The organism is Streptomyces sp. NPDC041108 (assembly GCF_055592645.1).
This window is the reverse complement of sequence record NZ_JBVIYK010000001.1, coordinates 895,813-916,432: the sequence shown is the minus strand read 5'-3', so window position 1 is coordinate 916,432 and position 20,620 is coordinate 895,813. Positions and strand designations below refer to the sequence as shown.

The 20,620-nt window shown below is 71.3% G+C and carries 17 protein-coding genes; 8 read left to right on the top strand and 9 right to left on the bottom strand.

Annotated features, from left to right (window positions below; all coding sequences use genetic code 11):
* Positions 1-12: 12 nt before the first annotated feature.
* Both ACZ6BB_RS03825 and ACZ6BB_RS03820 read left to right on the top strand, forming a co-directional pair.
* Positions 13-1,845, top strand: coding sequence for a LamG-like jellyroll fold domain-containing protein (locus ACZ6BB_RS03825; RefSeq protein ID WP_471613706.1), 1,833 nt, complete (start codon positions 13-15; stop codon positions 1,843-1,845).
* 20 nt (positions 1,846-1,865) lie between these two features.
* Entirely contained in the window at positions 1,866-3,569 is a 1,704-nt protein-coding gene (locus ACZ6BB_RS03820) for a PHP domain-containing protein (protein ID WP_471613705.1), read from the top strand.
* A 72-nt stretch (positions 3,570-3,641) separates the two neighbouring features.
* On the opposite strand, the gene ACZ6BB_RS03815 is transcribed toward ACZ6BB_RS03820, so the two are convergent.
* From ACZ6BB_RS03815 to ACZ6BB_RS03800, 4 genes are all read right to left on the bottom strand, one after another.
* The gene (locus tag ACZ6BB_RS03815) at positions 3,642-4,097 is read right to left on the bottom strand and encodes a MaoC family dehydratase (protein WP_239758770.1); all 456 of its coding nucleotides are present in this window, start codon (positions 4,095-4,097) and stop codon (positions 3,642-3,644) included.
* A gap of 14 nt (positions 4,098-4,111) precedes the next feature.
* Positions 4,112-5,620, bottom strand: coding sequence for an o-succinylbenzoate--CoA ligase (gene menE, locus ACZ6BB_RS03810; RefSeq protein WP_471613704.1), 1,509 nt, complete (start codon positions 5,618-5,620; stop codon positions 4,112-4,114).
* Positions 5,621-5,696: 76 nt separating this feature from the next.
* Positions 5,697-6,572 carry an amidohydrolase family protein gene (locus ACZ6BB_RS03805; protein ID WP_471614115.1) on the bottom strand — a complete coding sequence of 292 codons (876 nt, stop codon included), beginning with the start codon at positions 6,570-6,572 and terminating at the stop codon, positions 5,697-5,699.
* A gap of 20 nt (positions 6,573-6,592) precedes the next feature.
* Positions 6,593-7,510: an SDR family NAD(P)-dependent oxidoreductase gene (locus tag ACZ6BB_RS03800; RefSeq protein WP_471613703.1), complete on the bottom strand. Its 918-nt coding sequence runs from the start codon at positions 7,508-7,510 to the stop codon at positions 6,593-6,595.
* A 238-nt stretch (positions 7,511-7,748) separates the two neighbouring features.
* Here ACZ6BB_RS03800 and ACZ6BB_RS03795 point away from each other — a divergent pair, with 238 nt between their 5' ends.
* Both ACZ6BB_RS03795 and ACZ6BB_RS03790 read left to right on the top strand, forming a co-directional pair.
* Positions 7,749-8,174, top strand: coding sequence for a MarR family winged helix-turn-helix transcriptional regulator (locus tag ACZ6BB_RS03795; protein ID WP_471613702.1), 426 nt, complete (start codon positions 7,749-7,751; stop codon positions 8,172-8,174).
* Between the two features lie 4 nt (positions 8,175-8,178).
* Positions 8,179-9,060 carry an IclR family transcriptional regulator gene (locus ACZ6BB_RS03790; protein WP_471613701.1) on the top strand — a complete coding sequence of 294 codons (882 nt, stop codon included), beginning with the start codon at positions 8,179-8,181 and terminating at the stop codon, positions 9,058-9,060.
* Positions 9,061-9,121: 61 nt separating this feature from the next.
* Here the strand turns inward: ACZ6BB_RS03790 and ACZ6BB_RS03785 are convergent, their stop codons facing one another.
* The 4 genes from ACZ6BB_RS03785 to ACZ6BB_RS03770 all read right to left on the bottom strand — a co-directional run bounded on the left by ACZ6BB_RS03785 (position 9,122) and on the right by ACZ6BB_RS03770 (position 12,997).
* Complete coding sequence (locus ACZ6BB_RS03785; RefSeq protein ID WP_471613700.1) at positions 9,122-10,219, bottom strand: serine hydrolase domain-containing protein; 1,098 nt, start codon at positions 10,217-10,219, stop codon at positions 9,122-9,124.
* Positions 10,220-10,294: 75 nt separating this feature from the next.
* On the bottom strand, positions 10,295-11,056 hold the full coding sequence (locus tag ACZ6BB_RS03780) for an amino acid ABC transporter ATP-binding protein (RefSeq protein ID WP_471614114.1): 762 nt from the start codon (positions 11,054-11,056) through the stop codon (positions 10,295-10,297).
* Positions 11,057-11,153: 97 nt separating this feature from the next.
* Positions 11,154-12,023 (bottom strand): amino acid ABC transporter permease, encoded by an 870-nt coding sequence (locus ACZ6BB_RS03775; RefSeq protein ID WP_471613699.1) that lies wholly within the window; start codon positions 12,021-12,023, stop codon positions 11,154-11,156.
* Between the two features lie 101 nt (positions 12,024-12,124).
* The gene (locus ACZ6BB_RS03770; RefSeq protein WP_471613698.1) at positions 12,125-12,997 is read right to left on the bottom strand and encodes an ABC transporter substrate-binding protein; all 873 of its coding nucleotides are present in this window, start codon (positions 12,995-12,997) and stop codon (positions 12,125-12,127) included.
* 243 nt (positions 12,998-13,240) lie between these two features.
* Here ACZ6BB_RS03770 and ACZ6BB_RS03765 point away from each other — a divergent pair, with 243 nt between their 5' ends.
* From ACZ6BB_RS03765 to ACZ6BB_RS03755, 3 genes are all read left to right on the top strand, one after another.
* Positions 13,241-14,860 (top strand): gamma-glutamyltransferase family protein, encoded by a 1,620-nt coding sequence (locus tag ACZ6BB_RS03765; RefSeq protein ID WP_471613697.1) that lies wholly within the window; start codon positions 13,241-13,243, stop codon positions 14,858-14,860.
* Between the two features lie 53 nt (positions 14,861-14,913).
* Positions 14,914-15,618 carry a TetR/AcrR family transcriptional regulator C-terminal domain-containing protein gene (locus ACZ6BB_RS03760; RefSeq protein WP_471613696.1) on the top strand — a complete coding sequence of 235 codons (705 nt, stop codon included), beginning with the start codon at positions 14,914-14,916 and terminating at the stop codon, positions 15,616-15,618.
* A 391-nt stretch (positions 15,619-16,009) separates the two neighbouring features.
* On the top strand, positions 16,010-17,398 hold the full coding sequence (locus ACZ6BB_RS03755; RefSeq protein WP_471613695.1) for a glycoside hydrolase family 16 protein: 1,389 nt from the start codon (positions 16,010-16,012) through the stop codon (positions 17,396-17,398).
* 88 nt (positions 17,399-17,486) lie between these two features.
* On the opposite strand, the gene ACZ6BB_RS03750 is transcribed toward ACZ6BB_RS03755, so the two are convergent.
* Entirely contained in the window at positions 17,487-18,374 is an 888-nt protein-coding gene (locus ACZ6BB_RS03750; protein ID WP_471613694.1) for a helix-turn-helix domain-containing protein, read from the bottom strand.
* A gap of 179 nt (positions 18,375-18,553) precedes the next feature.
* On the opposite strand from ACZ6BB_RS03750, the gene tkt reads away from it, so the two are divergent.
* Positions 18,554-20,605 (top strand): transketolase, encoded by a 2,052-nt coding sequence (gene tkt / locus ACZ6BB_RS03745; RefSeq protein ID WP_471613693.1) that lies wholly within the window; start codon positions 18,554-18,556, stop codon positions 20,603-20,605.
* Positions 20,606-20,620 lie beyond the last annotated feature (15 nt).

The window sequence follows — 20,620 nt, the reverse complement described above, 5'->3', positions numbered from 1 at the left end:
ACGGAGTCAACTGTGTGCATCTCGCACGAACCGGGGCAGGAGTCCGCCCACGCCCACTCGGGCAGACGCAACTTCCTGCGCGCCACGGCCCTGCTGGGCGCGGCGGCGACCGTCGCACTGCCCGCCGCCACGGCACAGGCGGCGCCACGGCGCCCGAAGCCCGACCCCGCGAGCCGCCGCTTCACGCTCGCCGTCATGCCCGACACCCAGTACCTGTTCGACGGACCGAGCATCGACAGGAAGCCCGTCGAGGCGTCCCTGAAGTACCTCCTGGAGCACGGTGAGGAGGAGAACATCGTGTTCCTGTCCCACCTCGGCGACCTCACCCAGAACGGCACCGCCGAGGAGACCGCGGCGATCGGCCGGGCGTTCCGGCTGCTCGACCGCAAGGGCGTCGGCTACAGCGTCCTCGCCGGCAACCACGACGTGCGCTCCTCCACCGACGACCAGCGGGGGGCGACCCCGTACCTCGACGCGTTCGGGCCGGACCGCTTCAAGGGGAGGCCCACCTTCGGCGGGGCCTCACCGGACGGCTACAACTCCTTCCACCTGTTCGAGGCGGGCGGCCGGGAGTGGATGGTGCTCGCCCTGGACTGGCGGCTGTCCGCGAAGGGGTTCGCCTGGGCGACGGACGTCCTGGCCCGGCATCCGAGGACGCCGGTCGTCCTCACCACGCACGAGCTGGTCGACGGCGACGACTCCCTCTCCCCGTACGGGCAGACGCTGTGGGACCGGTTGGTCAAGGACCACGACCAGATCTTCCTCACCCTCAACGGGCACTACTGGCCGGCGGCGCGCGCGACGCGGAGGAACACCGCTGACAACGATGTCCATCTGCATCTCACGAACTACCAGAACCGGTACTTCGGCGGCGCGGCGATGATCCGCCTCTACCGATTCGACCTCGACCGGAACACCATCGACGTGGAGACGGTCTCCCCGTGGATCCTGGGCCGGGCCGCCGAGGGGCTCAACGAGCTGGAGCGGCAGGAGAGCGAACTCTCCGGCGACGCCGACCGGTTCACGGTCGAGATCGACTTCGAGAAGCGGTTCGCCGGTTTCGCGCCGGTGCCCGCGCGGGCGTCGCGTCCCGTGTCGAGGATGCTGATACCGGGCACGGTCGCGTACTGGCGCTTCGACGGCGGGCAGGACGGGGCCGCCGTCAGCGGCACGGTCCGGGACCGCTCGGGCCACGGCAACGACCTCGGCCTGGTCACCGTCGGCGGCGGCACGCTCACCTGGTCCGCCGACCACCACCCGGATCAGCCCGGCCACGGCAGCCTGGAGTTCCACGGCGGCAAGCCCCCGCTGAAGGGCGCCTATCTGCGGACGGTCGACGGAGCGCCGCTGAACTCCAGCACGTTCAGGGACGGTTACACCATCGAGGCGTTCTACCGGCTGCCCGCCGACTGGAACCCCTCGAACCACGCCTGGGCCGGCATTCTCGGCCGGACCGGTACCGGTGGCGCGGCGGGCAAAACCGCCGACGACCCCGACGAGCCGCTGGCCACGCTGTCGCTGTCGAACGACCGGGAGCCGCAGTGGGCGGTGCGCCCGCTCAACCAGCAGGGCATCGCGACCAACTGGGGGCAGGAGACCCCGCTGGAGACGTGGTGGCACCTCGGCATCGTCAACGACGGGAAGCACACCACGCTCTACGTCGAGGGCTGCCCGGTCGTGCGCAACCCGAGGGCCTCCGCCGTCGGACTGGCCTCGGTGGGACTGCCGTGGATCCTCGGCGGCTACGAGTACGCCGGGAAGATCGACCAGATCCTGCACGGGCGGCTCGGTGACGTCCGCATCGTCGAACGGGCCCTGCCCGTCGAGTCGTTCATGAACCACTGAGACGCGAAGGGACCCCCATCATGTCCGACCCCTCCGGCCTGTCCGGCACACACGAGCAGCGGCTGCCCGCCTGGGCCGACCCGTCCGTCTCCCCCGCCGACCTCGACGCACAGGGTGTGTCGCGCCGTGGGCTCCTGCGCGGCGCGGGCCTGTTCGGCGCCGCCTTCGCGATGGGCGCGGCGGGCTCCCTGACGACACCGGCCGCGGCGAGCCCCCGCCCCTACGGCGGTGAGGACCCGCGCCTCGCCTACCTCGTCGGCGACCACCACATCCACACGGTCTACAGCCACGACGCCAAGTACACGTTCTCCCAACTGGCCGCCGCGGGCGCGAAGTACGGCCTCGACTGGATGGTGTTCACCGAGCACTCCAACTTCGGGCACGCCGACTTCGGCGCCGCGCTGGAGCACAAGGAGATCCTCAGGGCCCGCGCCGAGAACCCCCGGCAGCTGATCTTCCAGGGGCTGGAGTGGTACATCCCGGCCGCCGAGCACTGCACGGTCTTCACGACCCCCGGGCGGCACGAGGTCGACCTCCTCACCGCCTTCGAGCGGGCCTACGACGGCAAGCTGCTGAACTACACGGACGGTTCCGCGGGCGGCGCGGACACCGCCCGCAACGAGGCGCACGCGGTCAAGGCGATCAAGTGGCTCGCCGAGCAACGGCGGTCGGGCTACGTCGACGATGTGCTGGTCCTCGCCAACCACCCGCTGCGTCTGGGCATCGACTCCCCGCACGAGTTGCGCAACTGGCGGGACGCGGCCCCCGAGATCATGATCGGCATGGAGGGCGCCCCCGGCGCCCAGGGGGCGGCGATCCCCGGCTGGCGGGGAGCCACCTCGATCCGGGGCGAGTACGAGAACAAGCCGTCGGCCCAGTCCTGGCCCGGCTACCCGGCGCAGGCGTTCCTCACGTACGGCGGTTTCGACTGGGCGACGGCGACGGTGGGCGGCCTGTGGGACGCCATGCTGGCCGAGGGCAGGCTGTTCTCGGTCACCACCAACTCGGACGCGCACCGGATCGTCTTCGACACCTGGCGCAACGGCGACTGGCCCGCCGGGCAGAACTTCGACAACACCGGCAAGCTGCCCGACCCGGTGGACACCGGTACCCCGCAGCCCGGCAGCGACTTCTGGCCCGGCCAGTTCAGCCGCACCCACGTGGGCGTCACCCGCTACGGCTACAGCGCGGTGACGAGGGGCCTGCGCGCGGGCCGCGTATGGGTCGACCACGGCCATCTGCTCGACGGTCTCGACGTCCGCGTGAAGCGCGACCGCAGCCCCGGCCGGGGCGTCACCCTGGGTGGCCGGCTGCGGGTCCGCAAGGGGGAGAAGCTCACCCTGGAGGTGACGGTGACGACCGCGTCCCGCGCCAACCCTCAGGGGATCCTGCCGGAGTTGGCCCACGTGGACGTCATCCGGGGTGCGGTGCGCGGTCCGGTGGGCGACCGCGACGCCTGGAAGGCCCCGGACACGAGGGTGGTGCACACGAAGGACGTGAGCGGCCGCAAGGGCACGTACACCCTGCGCGTCCCGGTCACGGCCGGGGACGAGTCCTTCTACGTCCGGCTGCGCGGCAGCGACGGCAGGCGGAACGGCGCCGGGTATCTGGGCGCCGCCGTGGACCCGCACGGCCCGATCCCCCACGAGCCGGGCAACGGCGACCCGTGGCAGGACACGTGGTTCTACTCGAACCCGATCTTCGTGGACGTGGTGAGAGGCTGAGCGGGAGCGCCCCTCAAGGGCGTGGGGAACCGCGCGACCCGCCACGACGGACGCGCGGTTCCCCACGAACCCTTACGCGTAGAACCTGGACAGGCTCTGCAGCACGGCCGCGGGCTTCGGCGCGCCCTCGATCTCGATCGTGCCGTCGACCGTGATCTGCACGCCGCCCGGCACGTCCTCGACCGAGGCCAGCTTCCCCACCAGGCGGATCTTCGAGCCGACCTTCACCGGCGACGGGAAACGCACCTTGTTCAGGCCGTAGTTGACCTTCGTCGACACACCCTCGACGTCCAGCAGCTCGGTGAACAGGGGGATGAACAGCGACAGGGTGAGGTAGCCGTGGGCGATCGGCGCGCCGAAGGGGCCCTCGGCCGCCTTCTCGGGGTCGACGTGGATCCACTGGTGGTCCCCGGTCGCGTCGGCGAAGGTGTCGATGCGCTCCTGGGTGACCTCGATCCACTCGCTGGTGCCGAGGTCGCTTCCGGCGAGCTTCTTGAGTTCGTCGATGCCGTTCACGGTGATGCTCATATGATGTTCCTTGGCTAGGAGTCGGTGCCGTAGCGCTTGCGCACCCGGGCCTTGAGGAGCTTTCCGGAGGCGGTGCGCGGCAGCTCGTCCGCGATCACCACCGACTTCGGGATCTTGTACTTGGCGAGCCGCCCGGCCAGTGAGGCCAGCACCTCGTCGGCGTCCAGGGCGCAGCCCTCGCGGGGCACGACCACGGCTCGCGGCACCTCGCCCCACTTGTCGTCGGGCACGCCGATGACCGCGCACTCGACGATGCCGGGGTGGGCGAGGAGCTGGTCCTCGATCTCGGCGGGGTAGATGTTCTCGCCCCCGGAGATGATCATGTCCTTGATGCGGTCGACGATGAAGACATAGCCGTCCTCGTCGACCCGGGCCGCGTCCCCGCTGCGGAACCAGCCGTCTGCGAAGACCGCGGCCGTCTCCTCGGGCAGGCCCCAGTAGCCGGGCATGACATGGGGTCCGCGGACCACGACCTCGCCGGGCTCGTCGACGTCGACGGGGGTCATGTCGGGGCGGACGACCCGCACATCGCTGAAGAAGTGCGGTACGCCCGCCGACCCGGCCTTGCTCACGGCGTGCTCCGCGTCCAGGAACAGCGTGCCGGGGGCCGCCTCCGTCATGCCGTAGCCCTGGAGGAAGGTGAGTCCGCGCTCCTGGAATTTGGCGATGAGCGGGGTCGGCACCGGGGAGCCGCCGCAGGAGAGCATCCTGAGCGACGACAGGTCGGCGCCGGCCCAGCGCGGGTGCCGGGCGATCTGGTCGAACATGGTGGGCACGCCGAACATGAACGTGATCCGGTGGCGTTCGATCAGGTCGAAGGTGGCGTCCGGGACGAAGGACTCGACCAGGACACAGGTGCCGCCCTTGAGCAGTACGGGCAGGGTGAGCATGTTCAGCCCGGCCGTGTGGAACAGCGGGGCGGAGACCAGGGCGCGTTCGTCGGTGATGACGTCCTGGTCGACGAGCACGTTGACGGCGTTCCAGATGATGTTGCCGTGGGTGAGCATCGCACCCTTGGGGCGGCCCGTGGTCCCCGAGGTGTACATGATGATGCAGGTGTCGTCGGCGGTGACGGGCTGGTCGATCGGCTCGGCCTCGGCCCCCGCGAGGAGAGCCTCGTACTCCGCGCCGGTCTCCAGATACGTCCGCACGTCGGTGCCGTCGCCCGGCAGTCCGGCGACGAGCCCGGTGAAGGCGGGCCCGTACACCAGCGCCCTGGCCCCGGAGTCCGCGAGCTGGTAGGCGATCTCGGGGCCCGCGAGGCGGGTGTTGAGCGGGACGAAGACCGCGCCGAGGGTACCGGCGGCGAACAGCGTCTCCAGGTACGAGGGGTGGTTGGGCCCCAGGTAGGCGACCCGGTCGCCGCGGCGGACGCCGGCGGCGCGCAGCGCGTGGGCGAGCCGTGTGGTGCGCTCGTGGAGTTCCCCGTAGGTGATGCTCGTGTCGCCGTGGATCAGCGCGGTGCGCTGCGGCGTCTTGCGGGCACGGCGGGCCGGCCACGACCCCAGTCCCTCATTGCGCATGTCTGTTCCCCTGTCCGTCCTTGCACATGGGGGTGTCCCTCACGGTCTCGTCATGGCGTCGTCGTGACGGCCACGGTCATGGCTTCGTCAGTCCGAGCAGCCGGGCGGCGTTCTCCTTCAGGATCTTCGGCCTGACCTCGTCCTTGATCGGCAGCTTCTCGAAGTCCGCGAGCCAGCGGTCGGGGGTGAGGACGGGGTAGTCGGAGCCGAAGAGGACCTTGTCCTTGAGCAGGGTGTTCGCGTACTGCACGAGCTGCGGCGGGAAGTACTTCGGCGACCAGCCGGACAGGTCGATGTGCACGCCCGGCTTGTGCGTGGCCACCGCCAGCGCCTCGTCCTGCCAGGGGAAGGACGGGTGCGCCAGGATGATCTTGAGGTGCGGGAAGTCGGCGGCCACGTCGTCGACGTGCAGCGGGTTGGAGTACTTCAGGCGGATGCCGCCGCCGCCCGGGACCCCGGCCCCGATGCCCGTCTGGCCGGTGTGGAAGAGGGCGATCGTGCCCGTCTCCTCGATGACCTCGTACAGGTCGTACGCCACCGAGCGGTCGTTGGGGAAGAAGCCCTGGATGCTGGGGTGGAACTTGAAGCCCTTCACCCCGTACTCCTCGACCAGCCGGCGGGCCCGCTTCACGCCCGCCCTGCCCCGGAAGGGGTCGATGGAGGCGAAGGGGATGAGCACGTCCGCGTTGGCGGCGGCCGCCTCGGCGACCTCCTCGTTGGGGACGGGCTCGGTGCCGGTCGCGGACTCGGCGTCCACCGTGAAGATCACGGCGGCCATCCTCCGCTCACGGTAGTAGGCGGCCGTCTCCTCCAGGGTGGGCTTCCGCTTGCCCTCGACCTTGAAGTACGCGGAGGAGGCGTCGTGCAGGTCGTCGGCCAGGGAGGCGTTGCCCTTGGAGGACACCTCGGCGTGGGTGTGGACGTCGATCGCGACCAGGTCGTCCACGTTCATCACGGGGTCTGCGGCACTCATCACGCCTCCGGGATCTTCGGGGCGGGGATGCCCACGCTCTGCGGCTCGGCGCCCAGCGAGGTCGGCCAGACGTCCGCGAGGGCCTCGGGGGTCCAGCCGCCGTTCGCGTACGCCGCCTTGATCTCCTGCGGGTGCGACCAGAGTGCCACCTTGTCGCCGCCGATGCCGATGGCCTGGCCGGTGACACCGCGCGCCGCCTCGGAGGCGAGGAAGGGGACCAGGGCCGCGCAGTCCTCGGGGGTGCCGAAGCCCTCGCCCTTGCGCAGGAAGTCCGGGAACGGCGTGCCCTCGCGCAGCGCCTCGACGTACGGGGCGAAGACCGGGATGGTCTCGGTCATCGCGGTGGCGGCGACCGGGACGATCGCGTTGACCGTGATGTTCGCGCGGCCCAGCTCCATCGCCCAGGTGCGGGCGAAGGCCGCGATGCCGGCCTTGGCGGCGGCGTAGTTCGTCTGGCCGAAGTTGCCGCGCTGGCCGGCCGGGGAGCCGACGAGGATCAGGGAGCCGCCCTCGCCCTGTTCCCGCATGCGGATCGCGGCGGCGCGGGCGCAGGTGAAGGTGCCCTTGAGATGGGTGGTGATCACCGCGTCGAAGTCGTCGTCGGACATCTTCCACAGCACCTTGTCGCGCAGGATGCCCGCGTTGGTGACCAGGACGTCGAGCCGCCCGAACTCCTCCACCGCGCGTCCCACCAGCCGGTCGGCCGCCTCGGTCGTCCCGACCGGGACCACCTCGGCCACGGCCCTGCCGCCCGCCTCGGTGATGGACTTCACGGCCGCCTCGGCCACGGCCTCGTCGATGTCGTTGACGACGACGGAGGCGCCGGCGGCGGCGAGAGCCTGTGCGTAGGCCAGGCCGAGGCCACGGCCACTGCCCGTGACAACGGCGACCTTGCCGGTGAGATCGATGCTGGGCACGAGGGGATCCCTTCGGGTGGGGGGCGACGGCGGACGCCGGGAGCGCCCGCCGACTGCGGCTGTGAGATCGAAGCTAAGAGCAATAGTTGTTGACGTCAATAGTTGTTGTTCCCCGGGCGTTGCGTCATGCTGGGGCGGTACGCCAGCTCGCCCCCCGCCCGGGGCCTCGACCAGGGAGCCCGCCATCGCCCGCCAGCAGACGCAGGACACCGCCCCGATCGACGCGCGCGAGCCCTGGATGCGCGCCCTGCACGCCGACACGGGCTATCTGCTGTACCGCCTGGGGATGCGGTCCGGGCAGCTGTTCAACTCCTCCCTCCAGGAGTCGGGGCTGCGGTTGCGGCACTACGCGCTGCTGCGCTTCCTGGCCACGTCCCCGGGAGCGCTCCAGCGCGAGCTGAGCGCGTCGCTCGGATACGACCCGAGCGCGATCGTCGGTCTGGTGGACGACCTGGAGAAGCTGGGCTTCGCCGAGCGGCGCCCCTCCCCCGACGACCGCCGCAGCCGGATCGTCGTCCTGACCGAGAACGGCCGGTCCTTCCTCCGCGACACCGACGAGGCCGGACAACGCGTCACGAACGAGCTGCTGGACCCCCTCGACGCCGACGAGCGTGAGACCCTCCATGTGCTGCTGCAGAAGGTCGCCGAGACCGGACTGGGGTGACGCCATGCCGATGACCACCGACGCCCTCCCGTGGCCGGGACCGGGACCGCGGCAGCCCTCGCCGCCGGGGACCGCGCCCCGGCCGGCCGCGGGAGCCGCCCGCTCCGCGCCGGACCGGCTCCTCGCCGTCCTGGCCGCCTTCGACCACGAGCACCCCGCCCTCTCGCTGAGCGACATCGGCCGCCGGGCCGGACTGTCCCTCACCACGGCCCACCGGCTGGTCGGCGCGCTCACCGAGTGGGGCGCGCTGGAGCGGGACGCGTCCGGGACCTACCACGTCGGCCTGCGGCTGTGGGAGCTGGCGGCGCTCGCCCCGCGCGGGCTCGCGCTGCGCCAGATCGCGCTGCCGTACCTGGAGGACCTGTACGAGGCCACGCACGAGAACGTGCAGCTAGCGGTGCGCGACGGCGACGAGGTCGTCTACATCGAGTGGCTCTGCGGGCGTTCGGCCGTCGGAGTCCACATCCGGGTCGGCGGCCGCTGGCCGCTGCACGCCACCGGAGTGGGTCTGGCGCTCCTCGCCCACGGCGACACCGGCTCCCAGGAGACCTACTGCCAGGGGCCGTTGGCCTCCTTCACGCCGTACACCCTCACCGACGCGCCCCGGTTGCGGCGGGTGCTCGCCGAAGTCCGGCGTACGGGGGTGGCCGTGAGCAGCCGTCAGGTCACCGAGGACGCGCTGTCGGTGGCCGCGCCGGTACGCGGGCCGGGCGGCTCCGTCGTCGCGGCCGTGTCGGTGGTGGTGCCGCAGGCGGGCGCCCAGGTACCCGTGCTGTCGCCGGCGGTCCGGGTGGCGGCACGCGGGATCTCCCGCGCCCTGGGCTGGCAGCCGGACGAACCGCGCAGGGGGTCGCTGATCCCGGGCCGGGACGCGTCCCCTTCCTGACGTCCGCCCCGCCGCTGTGCGGGAGGGGCGGACGAGGCCGTAGGGGTGGGCCGTACGGGGATCAGGCCGCCAGTCCCTCGTAGACGGCCGCGAGAATCATGAAGGCACGGTCGTCGGTGAGACCCTCGTCGATCATCTGGTTCATCACGTACGCCGCGGACATCCGGGCGTCGAAGTCGACCAGGACGATCGAGCCGCCCCAGCCGGCCCAGAAACAGGTGCGGGGGTTGGGCAGTTGGCCTCCGTTCAGGCCGTAGCCCATGCCGTAGCGCATGGGGACGCCGAGGACGTTGTCCGTGCCGTCGAACTGTTCCTCCAGGACACGTTCGCATCCCTTCTCCGACAGCAGCCGGACCCCGCGCGCCGCCCCGCCGCAGGCCAGCAGCGACTGCACGGCGGCGACCGAGCGGGCGTTGCCGTGACCGTTCGCGGCCGGGATCTCGGCGCGGCGCCAGGCCGTGGTGTTGGCGGTGCCCCCCGGGATGGCCGGGTTGGGCCGCGGGCCGCTGGGGGGCGGGGAGGAGGGCGGCGGGATGACCGGCGCCACCCGGTGGTCGTGCTCGGCGGCGAGCCCGATGTGGAAGTCGGCGCCCAGCGGGCCCGTGACCTCCTCGGCGAGGAAGGTGCCCAGGCTGCGGCCCGTGACCCGGCGGACGATCTCCCCGAGCAGATACCCCTGGGTGACGGCGTGGTAGCCGGCCTCGGTGCCGGGCTTCCAGGCCGGCGCCTGCGCGGCGAGCCGGGAGGTGGCGGTCGGCCAGTCGTACAGGTCCTCCAGCGTCGTGGGCGCCTCGAAGCGGGGCAGGCCGGCCGTGTGCGCGAGCACATGCCTGACGCGTACGTCCTCCTTGCCCGCCGCCGCGAACTCGGGCCAGTACGTCGCCACCGGCGCGTCCAGGTCCAGTTCGCCCCGGTCGGCGAGCATCAGCACGCACAGGGCGGTCATCGTCTTGGTGGTGGACCACACATGGGTGAGGGTGTCCCGCTCCCACGCTGTGGTGCGCGCCGCGTCGGCGTAGCCGCCCCAGAGGTCGACCACCGGCTCGCCGTCCACGTACACGGCGACCGACGCCCCGACGTCCTTGTCGTCCAGCGAGGCGGAGAGCGCCTCCCGCACCGCGGCGAACCGGTCCGTGCACGTACCGTGAGTCTTGGCCATGAGGCAAGGTAACGGGATGCCCCCTGGCGGAGCCATCGAATAAACGGGGCGGCCGGCAGCGGCGTCGGCCGCCGCTCAACCGTGCCCGTCGATGCGCCGCAGGAACGCGCGCGTGCGCTGGTGTTCGGGGTCCGTCATGAGCTTCTCGGGGGGCCCTTCCTCCAGGATCACCCCTTGGTCGAACATGACGAGCCGGTCCGCGGCCGAGCGCGCGAAACCCATCTCGTGGGTGACGACGATCATCGTCAGGCCGTCCTCGACCAGCTCCTTCATCACGGTGACGACCTCGCCGACCATCTCCGGGTCGAGCGCGCTCGTGGGTTCGTCGAACAGCATCAGCTCCGGCTTCATCGCGAGGGCGCGCGCGATGGCGACCCGCTGCTGCTGGCCTCCGGACAGGACGGACGGCCGCGAGGACGCCTTGTGCGCGAGGCCGACCCGGGTCAGCAGGGCGTGCGCCCGTTCCCTCGCCTCGTCCTTCGGCACGCCGAGGACCTTCGCCGGGGCGACGGCCACGTTGTCCAGGGCGGTGAGGTGGGGGAAGAGGTTGAAGCGCTGGAAGACGAAGCCGATGGTGCGTCTGCGTTCGGCGATCGCCCTCGGCCGCTCCTCCACCAGCCGGTCCCGGCCGTCCTTGTACCCGACCCGGCGTCCCTGGACGAGGATCTCTCCCTCGTCGATGCTCTCCAGATGGTTGAGGCACCGCAGAAACGTGGTCTTCCCCGAGCCCGACGGCCCGACGACCACCACCACCTCGCGGGCCCGGACGTCCATGGACACACCGTCGAGCACCCGCGTGTCGCCGAACGCCTTGACCACCCCGCGCGCCGACAGCACCGCCGACGGGTCCGCGGGGCCGACCGGGCCCGTGCGGACCGGTGTGGCACGGTCCTGCGGGTCGTTCACCGCTGCCGCCCTCGCGATCGGTTCCACGTCAGTACGCCTCCTTGCCGGTGAGTGTGGCTTCCTTGCCCGCAGCCTCTTTCTCCCGGGGTGCGGGGCCGCCGCCCCTGCCGCCGCCGACGAACCGCTCCCGCAGGGAGGGGCCGGGAGGCGGGACGGTCCCGGGGTCCGCGAGTCTGCGCTCGATGAACCGCTGGACGAACGACCAGACCGTCGTCAGAGCGAGGTAGTAGCACGCGGCGACGAGGAAGATCTCGAACGTCTTGAAGGTGGCCGAGTTGATCGACTGGGCCGTCAGGAACATCTCCTGCAGCCCGATGACCGACAGCAGCGACGTCGACTTCATCATCAGGTTGAACTCGTTGCCCAGCGGCGGAACGACGATCCGCAGCGCCTGCGGCAGCAGCACCACACGCATGGTCAGCGAGGGAGTCATACCGAGCGCCTGCGCCGCCTCGGTCTGGCCCCGGTCGATGGCGTCGAGCGCGGCACGGATGATCTCGGCCATGTAGGCGGCCTCGTTCACCGCGAGCGTCAGGACGGCCGCCTGCACGACACCGAGCAGGACGAGGCCCCCCACCTGGACGTCGGTGAACCGGTAGACGCCCGCCGCCGCGAGGCCGTTGTAGACGAGGACCAGCTGGACCAGCAGGGGCGTGCCCCTGATCAGCCAGACGTACGCCCGGCCGCACCGGCGCAGCGCGGCGAAGCGGCTGCGCTGGGCCAGCGCGATGACGAGCCCGAGCAGCACACCGAGCGACTGGGCGACGACCGATATGTACACGGTGCGCCACAGCCCTTCGAGGAAGATGCCCGAAGGGGACAGCAGATAGTGCCAGAAGAACGGCCAGTCGAAGCCGGCCACCGGTGCCGGATCGGCGAGCAAGGACGTGTCGATCACGTCGTCCTCTCCCTGCTTGGATGCGGATGCGGCCGGGCCGGACCACGGCCGGCCGGTACGAACGGCGGCCGGACGGCCCCACCGGTCGTACGGGCGGGGTGCTAACCGGCGATGTCGTCGCCCGTCAGGTTCCACTTCTTGAGGATGGCGGCGTACTCGCCGTCCTTGCGGAGCGCGGCGAACGCCTTGGTGAGGGCGTCGTGCAGCGCGGTGTCGTCCTTGCGGGTCGCGGCCCCCACCTTGATGCGGTTGAAGGGCTCACCGGCGAGTTCGAAGGTGCCCGGCTGCTGCTTCATCACGTAGGCGGCGGTCTCCAGGGTCGTTCCGTAGCTGTCGACCAGCCCGAGGCGCAGTTGCTGCAGGGCGTCGGTGTCCTTGTTGAACAGCCGGATGTCGACCTTCTGCTTCCCGTCCGCCCGGCACTTCTTCGACTGGTCGGCGAGATGGTCGGCGATGGTCGTACCCGTCTGCGCCGCCGCCTTCCTGCCGCACAGGTCGGCCACGCTCTTGATGCTCTCGCTGTTCTTGGCGGACACGACAAGGGTGTTGGAGGCGTACATGTACGGGACGAAGTTCACCACCTTCTCCCGCTCGGGCTTGATGTAGAGCTGGGTGATGATCGCGTCGCACTGCTTGGCCTGCAGCGCGGGGATGATGCCGTTGAACGCGGTGTTGGCCCACTTCGCCTCGACGCCGAGCCGGTCCGCGAGCGCGTCGCCGAGTTCGATCTCCGCGCCCACCGGCTTCTGCGCCGCGTCGTAGTAGGTCAGCGGTGGCGCGCTGATGTCCGAGCAGTAGGTGATCTGCCCGTCCTTCACCAGGGTCCCCGCAGGCAGGTCGACCACGGGCGAGGCCGCGGACGAGGGCGCGGCCTCCGTGGCGCCGCCGCACCCGGCGAGCACGGCCGCGGCCGCGACGGCGGCACAGGCCGCCGGGAGTGTCGTACGACTGGCACGACGGAACGATCTTGCCATTGCCGGCCTCCTTCAGGGGGTTTCCGTGGTTGCGTGGGCTCTTAGTCAATGCGATAGTCGATGCCGTTGACTATGAGGGAAGCTAGGGCGGACGCTCGGAAGCTGTCAAGGAATCTCCCGTAACAGGGCGGTTAACGACCATCCGCCCGGGGAGCGGCCTCGTCCACGGCTCTCGACGCCGGGGCCGGGGCGGAGGCCGACGGCACCCTCGGAGGATCCGCGTGGGCGCTGGGGAAGGGAACCATGTCCGTACTCACTGAGCGTCGGCTCTCCGCCACGGGCGGCGAATGGGCCGTCGCGACACCGCACTCGACGGCGAGCGACGTCGCGGCCGACGTACTTCGCGGCGGTGGCAACGCGGTGGACGCCGCGCTCGCGGCCGCCGCCATGCTGACCGTCGTCTACCCCAACCAGTGTTCGGTCGGCGGCGATCTCCTGGCGCTGGTGGGCACCGCCGACGGCGAGGTCCGGTTCGTCAACGCAGGCGGCCGGGCACCGCGAGCCGTCGACGTGCGGGAGATGACGGACAGGTACGAGCGGATGCCCGTCCTCGGCGCGCTCCCGGTCACGGTCCCCGGCGCGGTGGCCGGCTGGGCCGCGCTCGCCGGGACCTGGGGGACCCGCCCGCTCGCGGCGGCGCTCGCTCCCGCCGAGGCGGCCGCACGCGACGGCGTCCCCGTCGCCCCCGGGCTGGCTCTGGACCTGCGCCGGGAACGACAGATCCTGGCCCGCGACCCGGGGATGCTCGGCGTGTTCTTCGCCGACGGTGACGTCCTGCGGGCCGGCCGGACCCTGCGGCAGCCCGCCCTCGCCCGTACGCTCGCCTCGATCGCCGCGCAGGGACCGTCCGCCCTGTACGGCGGCGACGTGGGCCTGAGCCTGGTGAAACTGCTCGCCCAGCGGGGCTCGGCCATGACGGTCGAGGATCTCGCCGAGCACACGGTCCGGCTGTCGGGGACCCACGGGGCGGTGTACGACGGCGTCGAGTACCTCTCCGGCGGCGACAACTCGCAGGGGCTGTACTTCCTCCAGGGCCTGCGCGCGCTCGACGTGGTGCGCTCGGTGCGCGGGCCGCTCGACCCACTGGGCCGCGACGCGGGCGTGGTGGCGTCCGTGCTCGCCCAGGCCGCCGCCGACCGCGACAGCTTCTGCTGCGACCCGGAGTGGGGGGAGGCCACCCCTGCCGAGGAGTTGCTGTCGGCCCCGTACGTGCGACGCTTCGCCGAGCGGGCCATGGCGGGCACACCGGTCGAACTGCTCGGCCGGCCCAAGGCATCCGGCGACACCGTCGCCGTCGTCGTCACGGACCGCGACGGCACCTGGGTCTCCCTGATCCAGAGCGTGTTCCACTGCTTCGGCGCGGCGCTGCTGGATCCCGGCACGGGTGTCGTTCTGCACAACCGGGGTGCATCGTTCTCGCTGGACCCGGCGTCGCCGAACCGGCTCGCCGGCGGCAAGCGTCCCCTGCACACCCTGATGCCCGTCCTGGTCCGCGAGACCGGCACGCTCGTCGGAGCGCACGGCGTCATGGGAGGACGCGCGCAGCCGCAGGTGCACACCCATCTGGCCCTGCAGCTCGCCGCGGGCGCCTCCCCGGCGCGTGCCGTGTCGGCGCCGCGCTGGGTCCTCGGGGCCATGGAGGCCGGGGTGACGGAGGGCGCGGGCACCGTCAAGGCGGAGCGGGACATGCCCCGCCCGGGCGTCGGCGCGATCGAGGGCGCGGGGTTCGCCGTCGACCTGATCGGCACGCACGACGACGGTGTCGGGCACGGCCAGTTGGTCCGCCGCGCGGACGACACCGCCGGTCCGCGTCTGGTCGCGGCCACCGACCCGCGGGCGGACGGCTCGGCCGTCGCGGGCTGACCCTGCGGTTGCGGTGCACCACTATGGAGGAGAACCGACATGGGGAAGGACATATGACCACCAGTGACGCCGGTACGGGCAAGGCCACGCGCCGGCCCCGGCTGCCCCGCGGCACCCTGAGCCAGGAGACGATCGTCGAAGCCGCGTTCCGGGTGGCCGACTCGTCCGGCATGGACAAGCTGACGTTCTCGGCGCTCGGCCGCGAGCTGACCGCTCATCCGACCGCGATCTACCGGCACTTCCGCAACAAGGACGAGCTGTTGCTGGCCCTCATCGACGCCCTGCACGAAGAGGCGCTGGCGCACACCCCGCCGCCGACGGACGACTGGGCCCACGACCTGATGCAGATCGCGGTCCACACCCACCGGGCGTTCCTCCGGCACCCCCGGGTGGGCGCCCTCGCGGCCGCGCGTACCGCCCGCCGGGAGAACGAGTTCCGTACCGTGGAACGGAAACTGGACTGCATGCGCCGCGCGGGTCTCGACGACGACGACGCGGCCCGCTACTACCGCGTCTTCGCCGATCTGGTGCTGTCCTACAGCGCCATGGACGCGAGTCTGGCGTCCCTGTCCCCCGAGATCCGGGACGCGGATCTCCGGGCGTGGAAGACGGACTACCTCAACCTGCCGCCCGAGAAGTTCCCCCACATCGCCCGACTGGCCCCGCGGTTCAAGGCGTTGGACGACCCCCAGAACTTCGTCACCGCCGTCCAGGCGGTCATCGACACGATCCGGGCGAAGGCGAAGACGCGGGCATAGAGGACGCCGGAAGAAGGGCAGGGCCCCGCATCCCGCGGCGGCCCGTTCCGCCGCACCTCGCGGGACGCGAGGCGGGCGATCGGCGCCGCGGGCATTCACATCGCGCCGGCACACCGCCGTTCCGGTGCGACCTGCCAGGTCGTCCACCCCGAGGCTCCGTGCCGCCCGTCCTCTGACGCGGCCCCTCCTGGGTGTGAACGCCGCATCCCCCTCGCGGAAAAGAGGTGAACTCGGCCCGCCCTCAAGGACTTTCTCCGCTTCAACTCTTGACGACCGCAGCGCCACAGCGCACATTGACCGCACGCTCTTCATCTGAGAGCGCTCTCAGGACGGACTCCGCGGAGCGCTCCCCCACCCGCGCACTTCACTCCGTACACCCGAAGAGGCCGCTATGAGTGAACCCTCCGGCATACCCCTCGGACGTCGCCGCCCGCTCAGGCGCGTCCTCCTCGCCATGGCCGGCGCGCTGGCGCTGGCCACGGCGTGGGCGACGACCGCGCAGGGCGCCGCCCCCACACCGCCCGCAGGCTGGACCCAGGTCTTCGTCGACGACTTCAACGGCACGGCCGGCACCGGCGTCAACACCTCCAACTGGCAGTACGCCACCGGGACTTCGTATCCCGGAGGACCCGCCAACTGGGGCACCGGCGAGGTCGAGACCATGACGAACAGCACCAGCAACGTCTCCCTCGACGGCAACGGCAACCTGCGCATCACCCCGGTCCGCGACTCGGCGGGCCGGTGGACCTCCGGCCGGATCGAGACCAACCGCACCGACTTCCAGCCCCCGGCGGGCGGCAGACTGCGGGTCGAGGCACGGCTCCAGATGCCGAACGTCACCGGGACGGCCGCCGAGGGCTACTGGCCGGCCTTCTGGATGCTGGGCGCCCCCTACCGGGGCAACTACCAGAACTGGCCGAGCGTCGGCGAGCTGGACATCATGGAGAACGTGCAGGGCCGCAACCAGGTCTGGGCCACGATCCACTGCGGCACCAACCCCGGCGGCCCGTGCAACGAGACGACCGGCATCGGCAACTCGACCGCCTGCCCGGGCACGACCTGCCAGTCCGGCTTCCACACGTACACCATGGAGTGGGACCGCTCGGTGACCCCCGAGACGATCCGGTTCTCCGTCGACGGCACCCGGTTCCACTCGGTCAACGCCAACCAGGTCGACGCGACCACCTGGTCCAACGCTACCAACCACGGTTTCTTCATCATCCTGAACGTGGCGATGGGCGGCGCCTTCCCGGACGCGTTCGGCGGCGGCCTCGACGGCGACACCCGCTCCGGCGTCCCCATGGTCGTCGACTACGTCCAGGTACTGTCGGCCGGCGGCGGCACCACCACTCCGCCACCGACGGGTACGCGCGACGCGTACAGCGCCATCCAGGCCGAGTCGTACAACAGCCAGAGCGGCACCCTCACCGAGACCACGACCGACACCGGCGGCGGCCAGAACATCGGCTCGCTGGCCAACGGCGACTGGGCGCTCTTCCAGAACGTGAACTTCGGCTCCACCGGCGCGACACAGTTCGTCGCCCGGGTGGCCTCCGGCGCCAACTCGGGGGTGAGCGGCCTGGTCGAGGTCAGGCTCGACAGCCGGGCGAACGCGCCGGTGGGCAGTTTCTCGATCGCCGCCACCGGGGGCTGGCAGTCCTGGCGGACGGTGCCCGCGAACATCAGCCGGATCACCGGCACCCATGACGTCTATCTGACCTTCAGCAGCGGCCAGTCGCAGGACTTCGTGAACGTGAACTGGTTCAACTTCGGCCGCTGAGCGGCTGGTCGGCCCGTACGAGGAAGGGGCTCCGCGCCGCTGCGCGGAGCCCCTTCCTACGGGCCCCCCGGGCTCACGTCCGGCCGGGTCACCCCATCTCCGCCCGGAACGTCACCGGCGTGGTCCCGGTGTGCAGATGGAAGAACTTGGAGAAGTTGGCCGCGTCGGGGAAACCCACGGCCACACCGACGCGGCCGATCGGCAGATCCGTGTGGGCCAGCAGCCGTTTGGCCTCCAGGACGACCCGCTTGTCGATGAACCCCTTGGGTGTCTCGCCGGTCGCGGCGCGGACCGCGCGGACGAGGGTGCGGCGGGAGCAGCCGAGGGCATCGGCGTAGGCGCTGACACTGTGGTTGGCCGCGAAGTCCCGCTCCACCGCTTCCCGGAAGCGGGTGAACGTGGTGTCGTCGGGCCGACTCGCCGACTCGGCCGAGGCGGCGGCCAGATGGGCGAGGCGCAGCAGGAAGGCCGTCAGGGAGTGCCGCAGTACGGCGGCGTGCGGGCCCGGCGGAAGCGTGGCCGTGTCGCGGTACTCGCGTTGCAGCTGGGCCAACGAGGCTCGTAGGCCCGCCAGTTGATCCTCACCGGGGCGGAGCAGCGGCGGCAGGTCGTAGCGGTAGAGGCCGGTCGCCTCGACGGTCGCGCGCGGCAGGAAGCCCGGTTGCATGGTGAGGGCGGTGCCGCGGTACTCGCTCACGCGTGAGAACCGATGTACCTGCCCCGGACGGATCCACACCAGGTCGCCCACGCCCACCTCGTACTCGGTGAAGTCGATCATGTGGCGCACCGGACCGTCGTCGAGCAGCAGTACCACGTGGAAGTCGATGCGGTGGACCCCTTCCCAGAGCATGTCCGCGCGCCACAGCTCGCGGTCGTCCATCGGGCCCACCCGCATACCGACACCGGAGAGGCCGTGGCCGGCGGGGAACGGGAACGTCTTGATCCGGCCGCCGTCAGGGAAGTCTCTCTGCGCCATGTCGTCCCTGCCTGGTCGCCCCGTCATGCCCCTCGCCGTCAAGTGCTCGCCGCCCACTGGCCGTCGGTGTCCCAGTTTCACCGAAGGCTGGCACACGACGACCTTCCCTCTTAAAAGTCAGACTTTTACTTTTGGAAGCGTCAGAGCAATTCCGCCGTCTCATCGAGGACTTCTTGAACATGGACTGGACAGAACTCGACCGGCGCGCCGTCGACACCGCCCGTCTGCTGGCCGCCGATGCCGTGCAGAAGGCCGGCAACGGGCACCCGGGCACGGCGATGAGCCTCGCGCCCGCCGCGTACACACTCTTTCAGAAGGTGATGCGTCATGATCCCGCCGATCCCGAGTGGACCGGCCGCGACCGCTTCGTCCTCTCCCCCGGCCACACCTCCCTGACGCTCTACACCCAGCTCCACCTCGCCGGGTACGAGCTGGAGCTGGACGACCTGAAGGCGTTCCGGACGCACGGCTCGAAGACGCCGGGCCACCCCGAGTACGGGCACACGGCCGGGGTGGAGACCACCACCGGGCCGCTGGGCCAGGGCGCCGCCAACGCCGTCGGCATGGCGATGGCCGCCCGCTACGAGCGCGGTCTGTTCGACCCGGACGCTCCCGAGGGGACGTCCCCGTTCGACCACATGATCTGGGCGATCGTCTCCGACGGGGACCTGCAGGAAGGCATCTCGGCCGAGGCGTCGTCGCTGGCGGGTCATCAGAAGCTGGGCAACCTGGTCTTCCTGTACGACGACAACCACATCTCCATCGAGGGCGACACGGCCACCGCGTTCTCCGAGGACGTGCTGAAGCGGTACGAGGCCTACGGCTGGCACGTGCAGCGGATCGAGCCGGCCTTCAACGGCAACGTCGACGTGCACGCCCTGTACGACGCGCTGCTGACCGCCCGGGAGGAGACCGCGCGTCCCTCGATCATCGCGATGCGCACGATCATCGCCTGGCCGGCCCCGAACGCGCAGAACACCGAGGCCGCGCACGGCTCGGCGCTCGGCGCGGACGAGGTCGCGGCCACCAAGCGGGTCCTCGGCTTCGACGCGGAGAAGACCTTCGACGTCGCCGACGACGTGCTCGCCCACACCCGGCGGGCCCTCGACCGGGGCGCCGAGGCGCACGCCGCCTGGGACAGGCGGATCGCCGAGTGGCGTGCCGCCTCCCCCGAGCGGGCCGGGCTCTTCGACCGGGTGGTCGCGGGCCGGCTGCCCGAGGGCTGGGAGCGGGCGCTGCCCGTCTTCGAGGAGGGCACCTCGGTGGCGACGCGTGCCGCGTCCGGCAAGGTGGTCCAGGCGCTCGGCGCGGTGATCCCCGAGCTGTGGGGCGGCTCCGCCGACCTCGCCGGTTCGAACAACACCACCATCGACAAGACCAGTTCGTTCCTGCCGGCGGACAACCCGCTGCCGGAGGCGAACCCGTACGGCCGCACGATCCACTTCGGCATCCGCGAGCACTCCATGGCCGCGGAGATGAACGGCATCGCGCTGCACGGCAACACCCGCATCTTCGGCGGCACCTTCCTGGTGTTCTCCGACTACATGCGCAACGCCGTGCGCCTGTCCGCGCTGATGCACCTGCCGGTGACATACGTGTGGACGCACGACTCCATCGGCCTCGGCGAGGACGGCCCCACCCACCAGCCCGTCGAACATCTGGCCTCCCTGCGAGCGATCCCGGGCCTGAACGTCGTCCGCCCGGCCGACGCCAACGAGACGGCGATCGCCTGGGCCGAGATCCTGAAGCGGCACGCCACCGACCCGGCCCCGCACGGTCTGGCGCTCACCCGCCAGGGCGTGCCGACGTACGCGCCCGACTCCGATGCAGCGAAAGGTGGTTACGTGCTCCAGGAGTCCTCGGCCGGGACCCCGGAGGTGATCCTGATCGCCACGGGCTCCGAGGTGCGACTGGCCGTCGGCGCCCGGGAGCGGCTGGAGGCGGAGGGCGTCGGGACACGGGTGGTGTCGATGCCCTCGGTGGAGTGGTTCGAGGAACAGCCGCGCGAATACCGCGAGCGTGTGCTGCCGCCGTCCGTGCGGGCCCGCGTGGCGGTCGAGGCGGGGATCGGTCTGACCTGGTACCGCTACGTCGGTGACCACGGCCGCATCGTCTCCCTCGAACACTTCGGTGCCTCCGCCGACGCGGAGACGCTGTTCGCCGCGTACGGCTTCACCTCCGAGCACGTCGCCGCCGCCGCGCGGGAATCACTCGCCGCCGTCCGCGGTTGACGCGAGCGCCTGAAG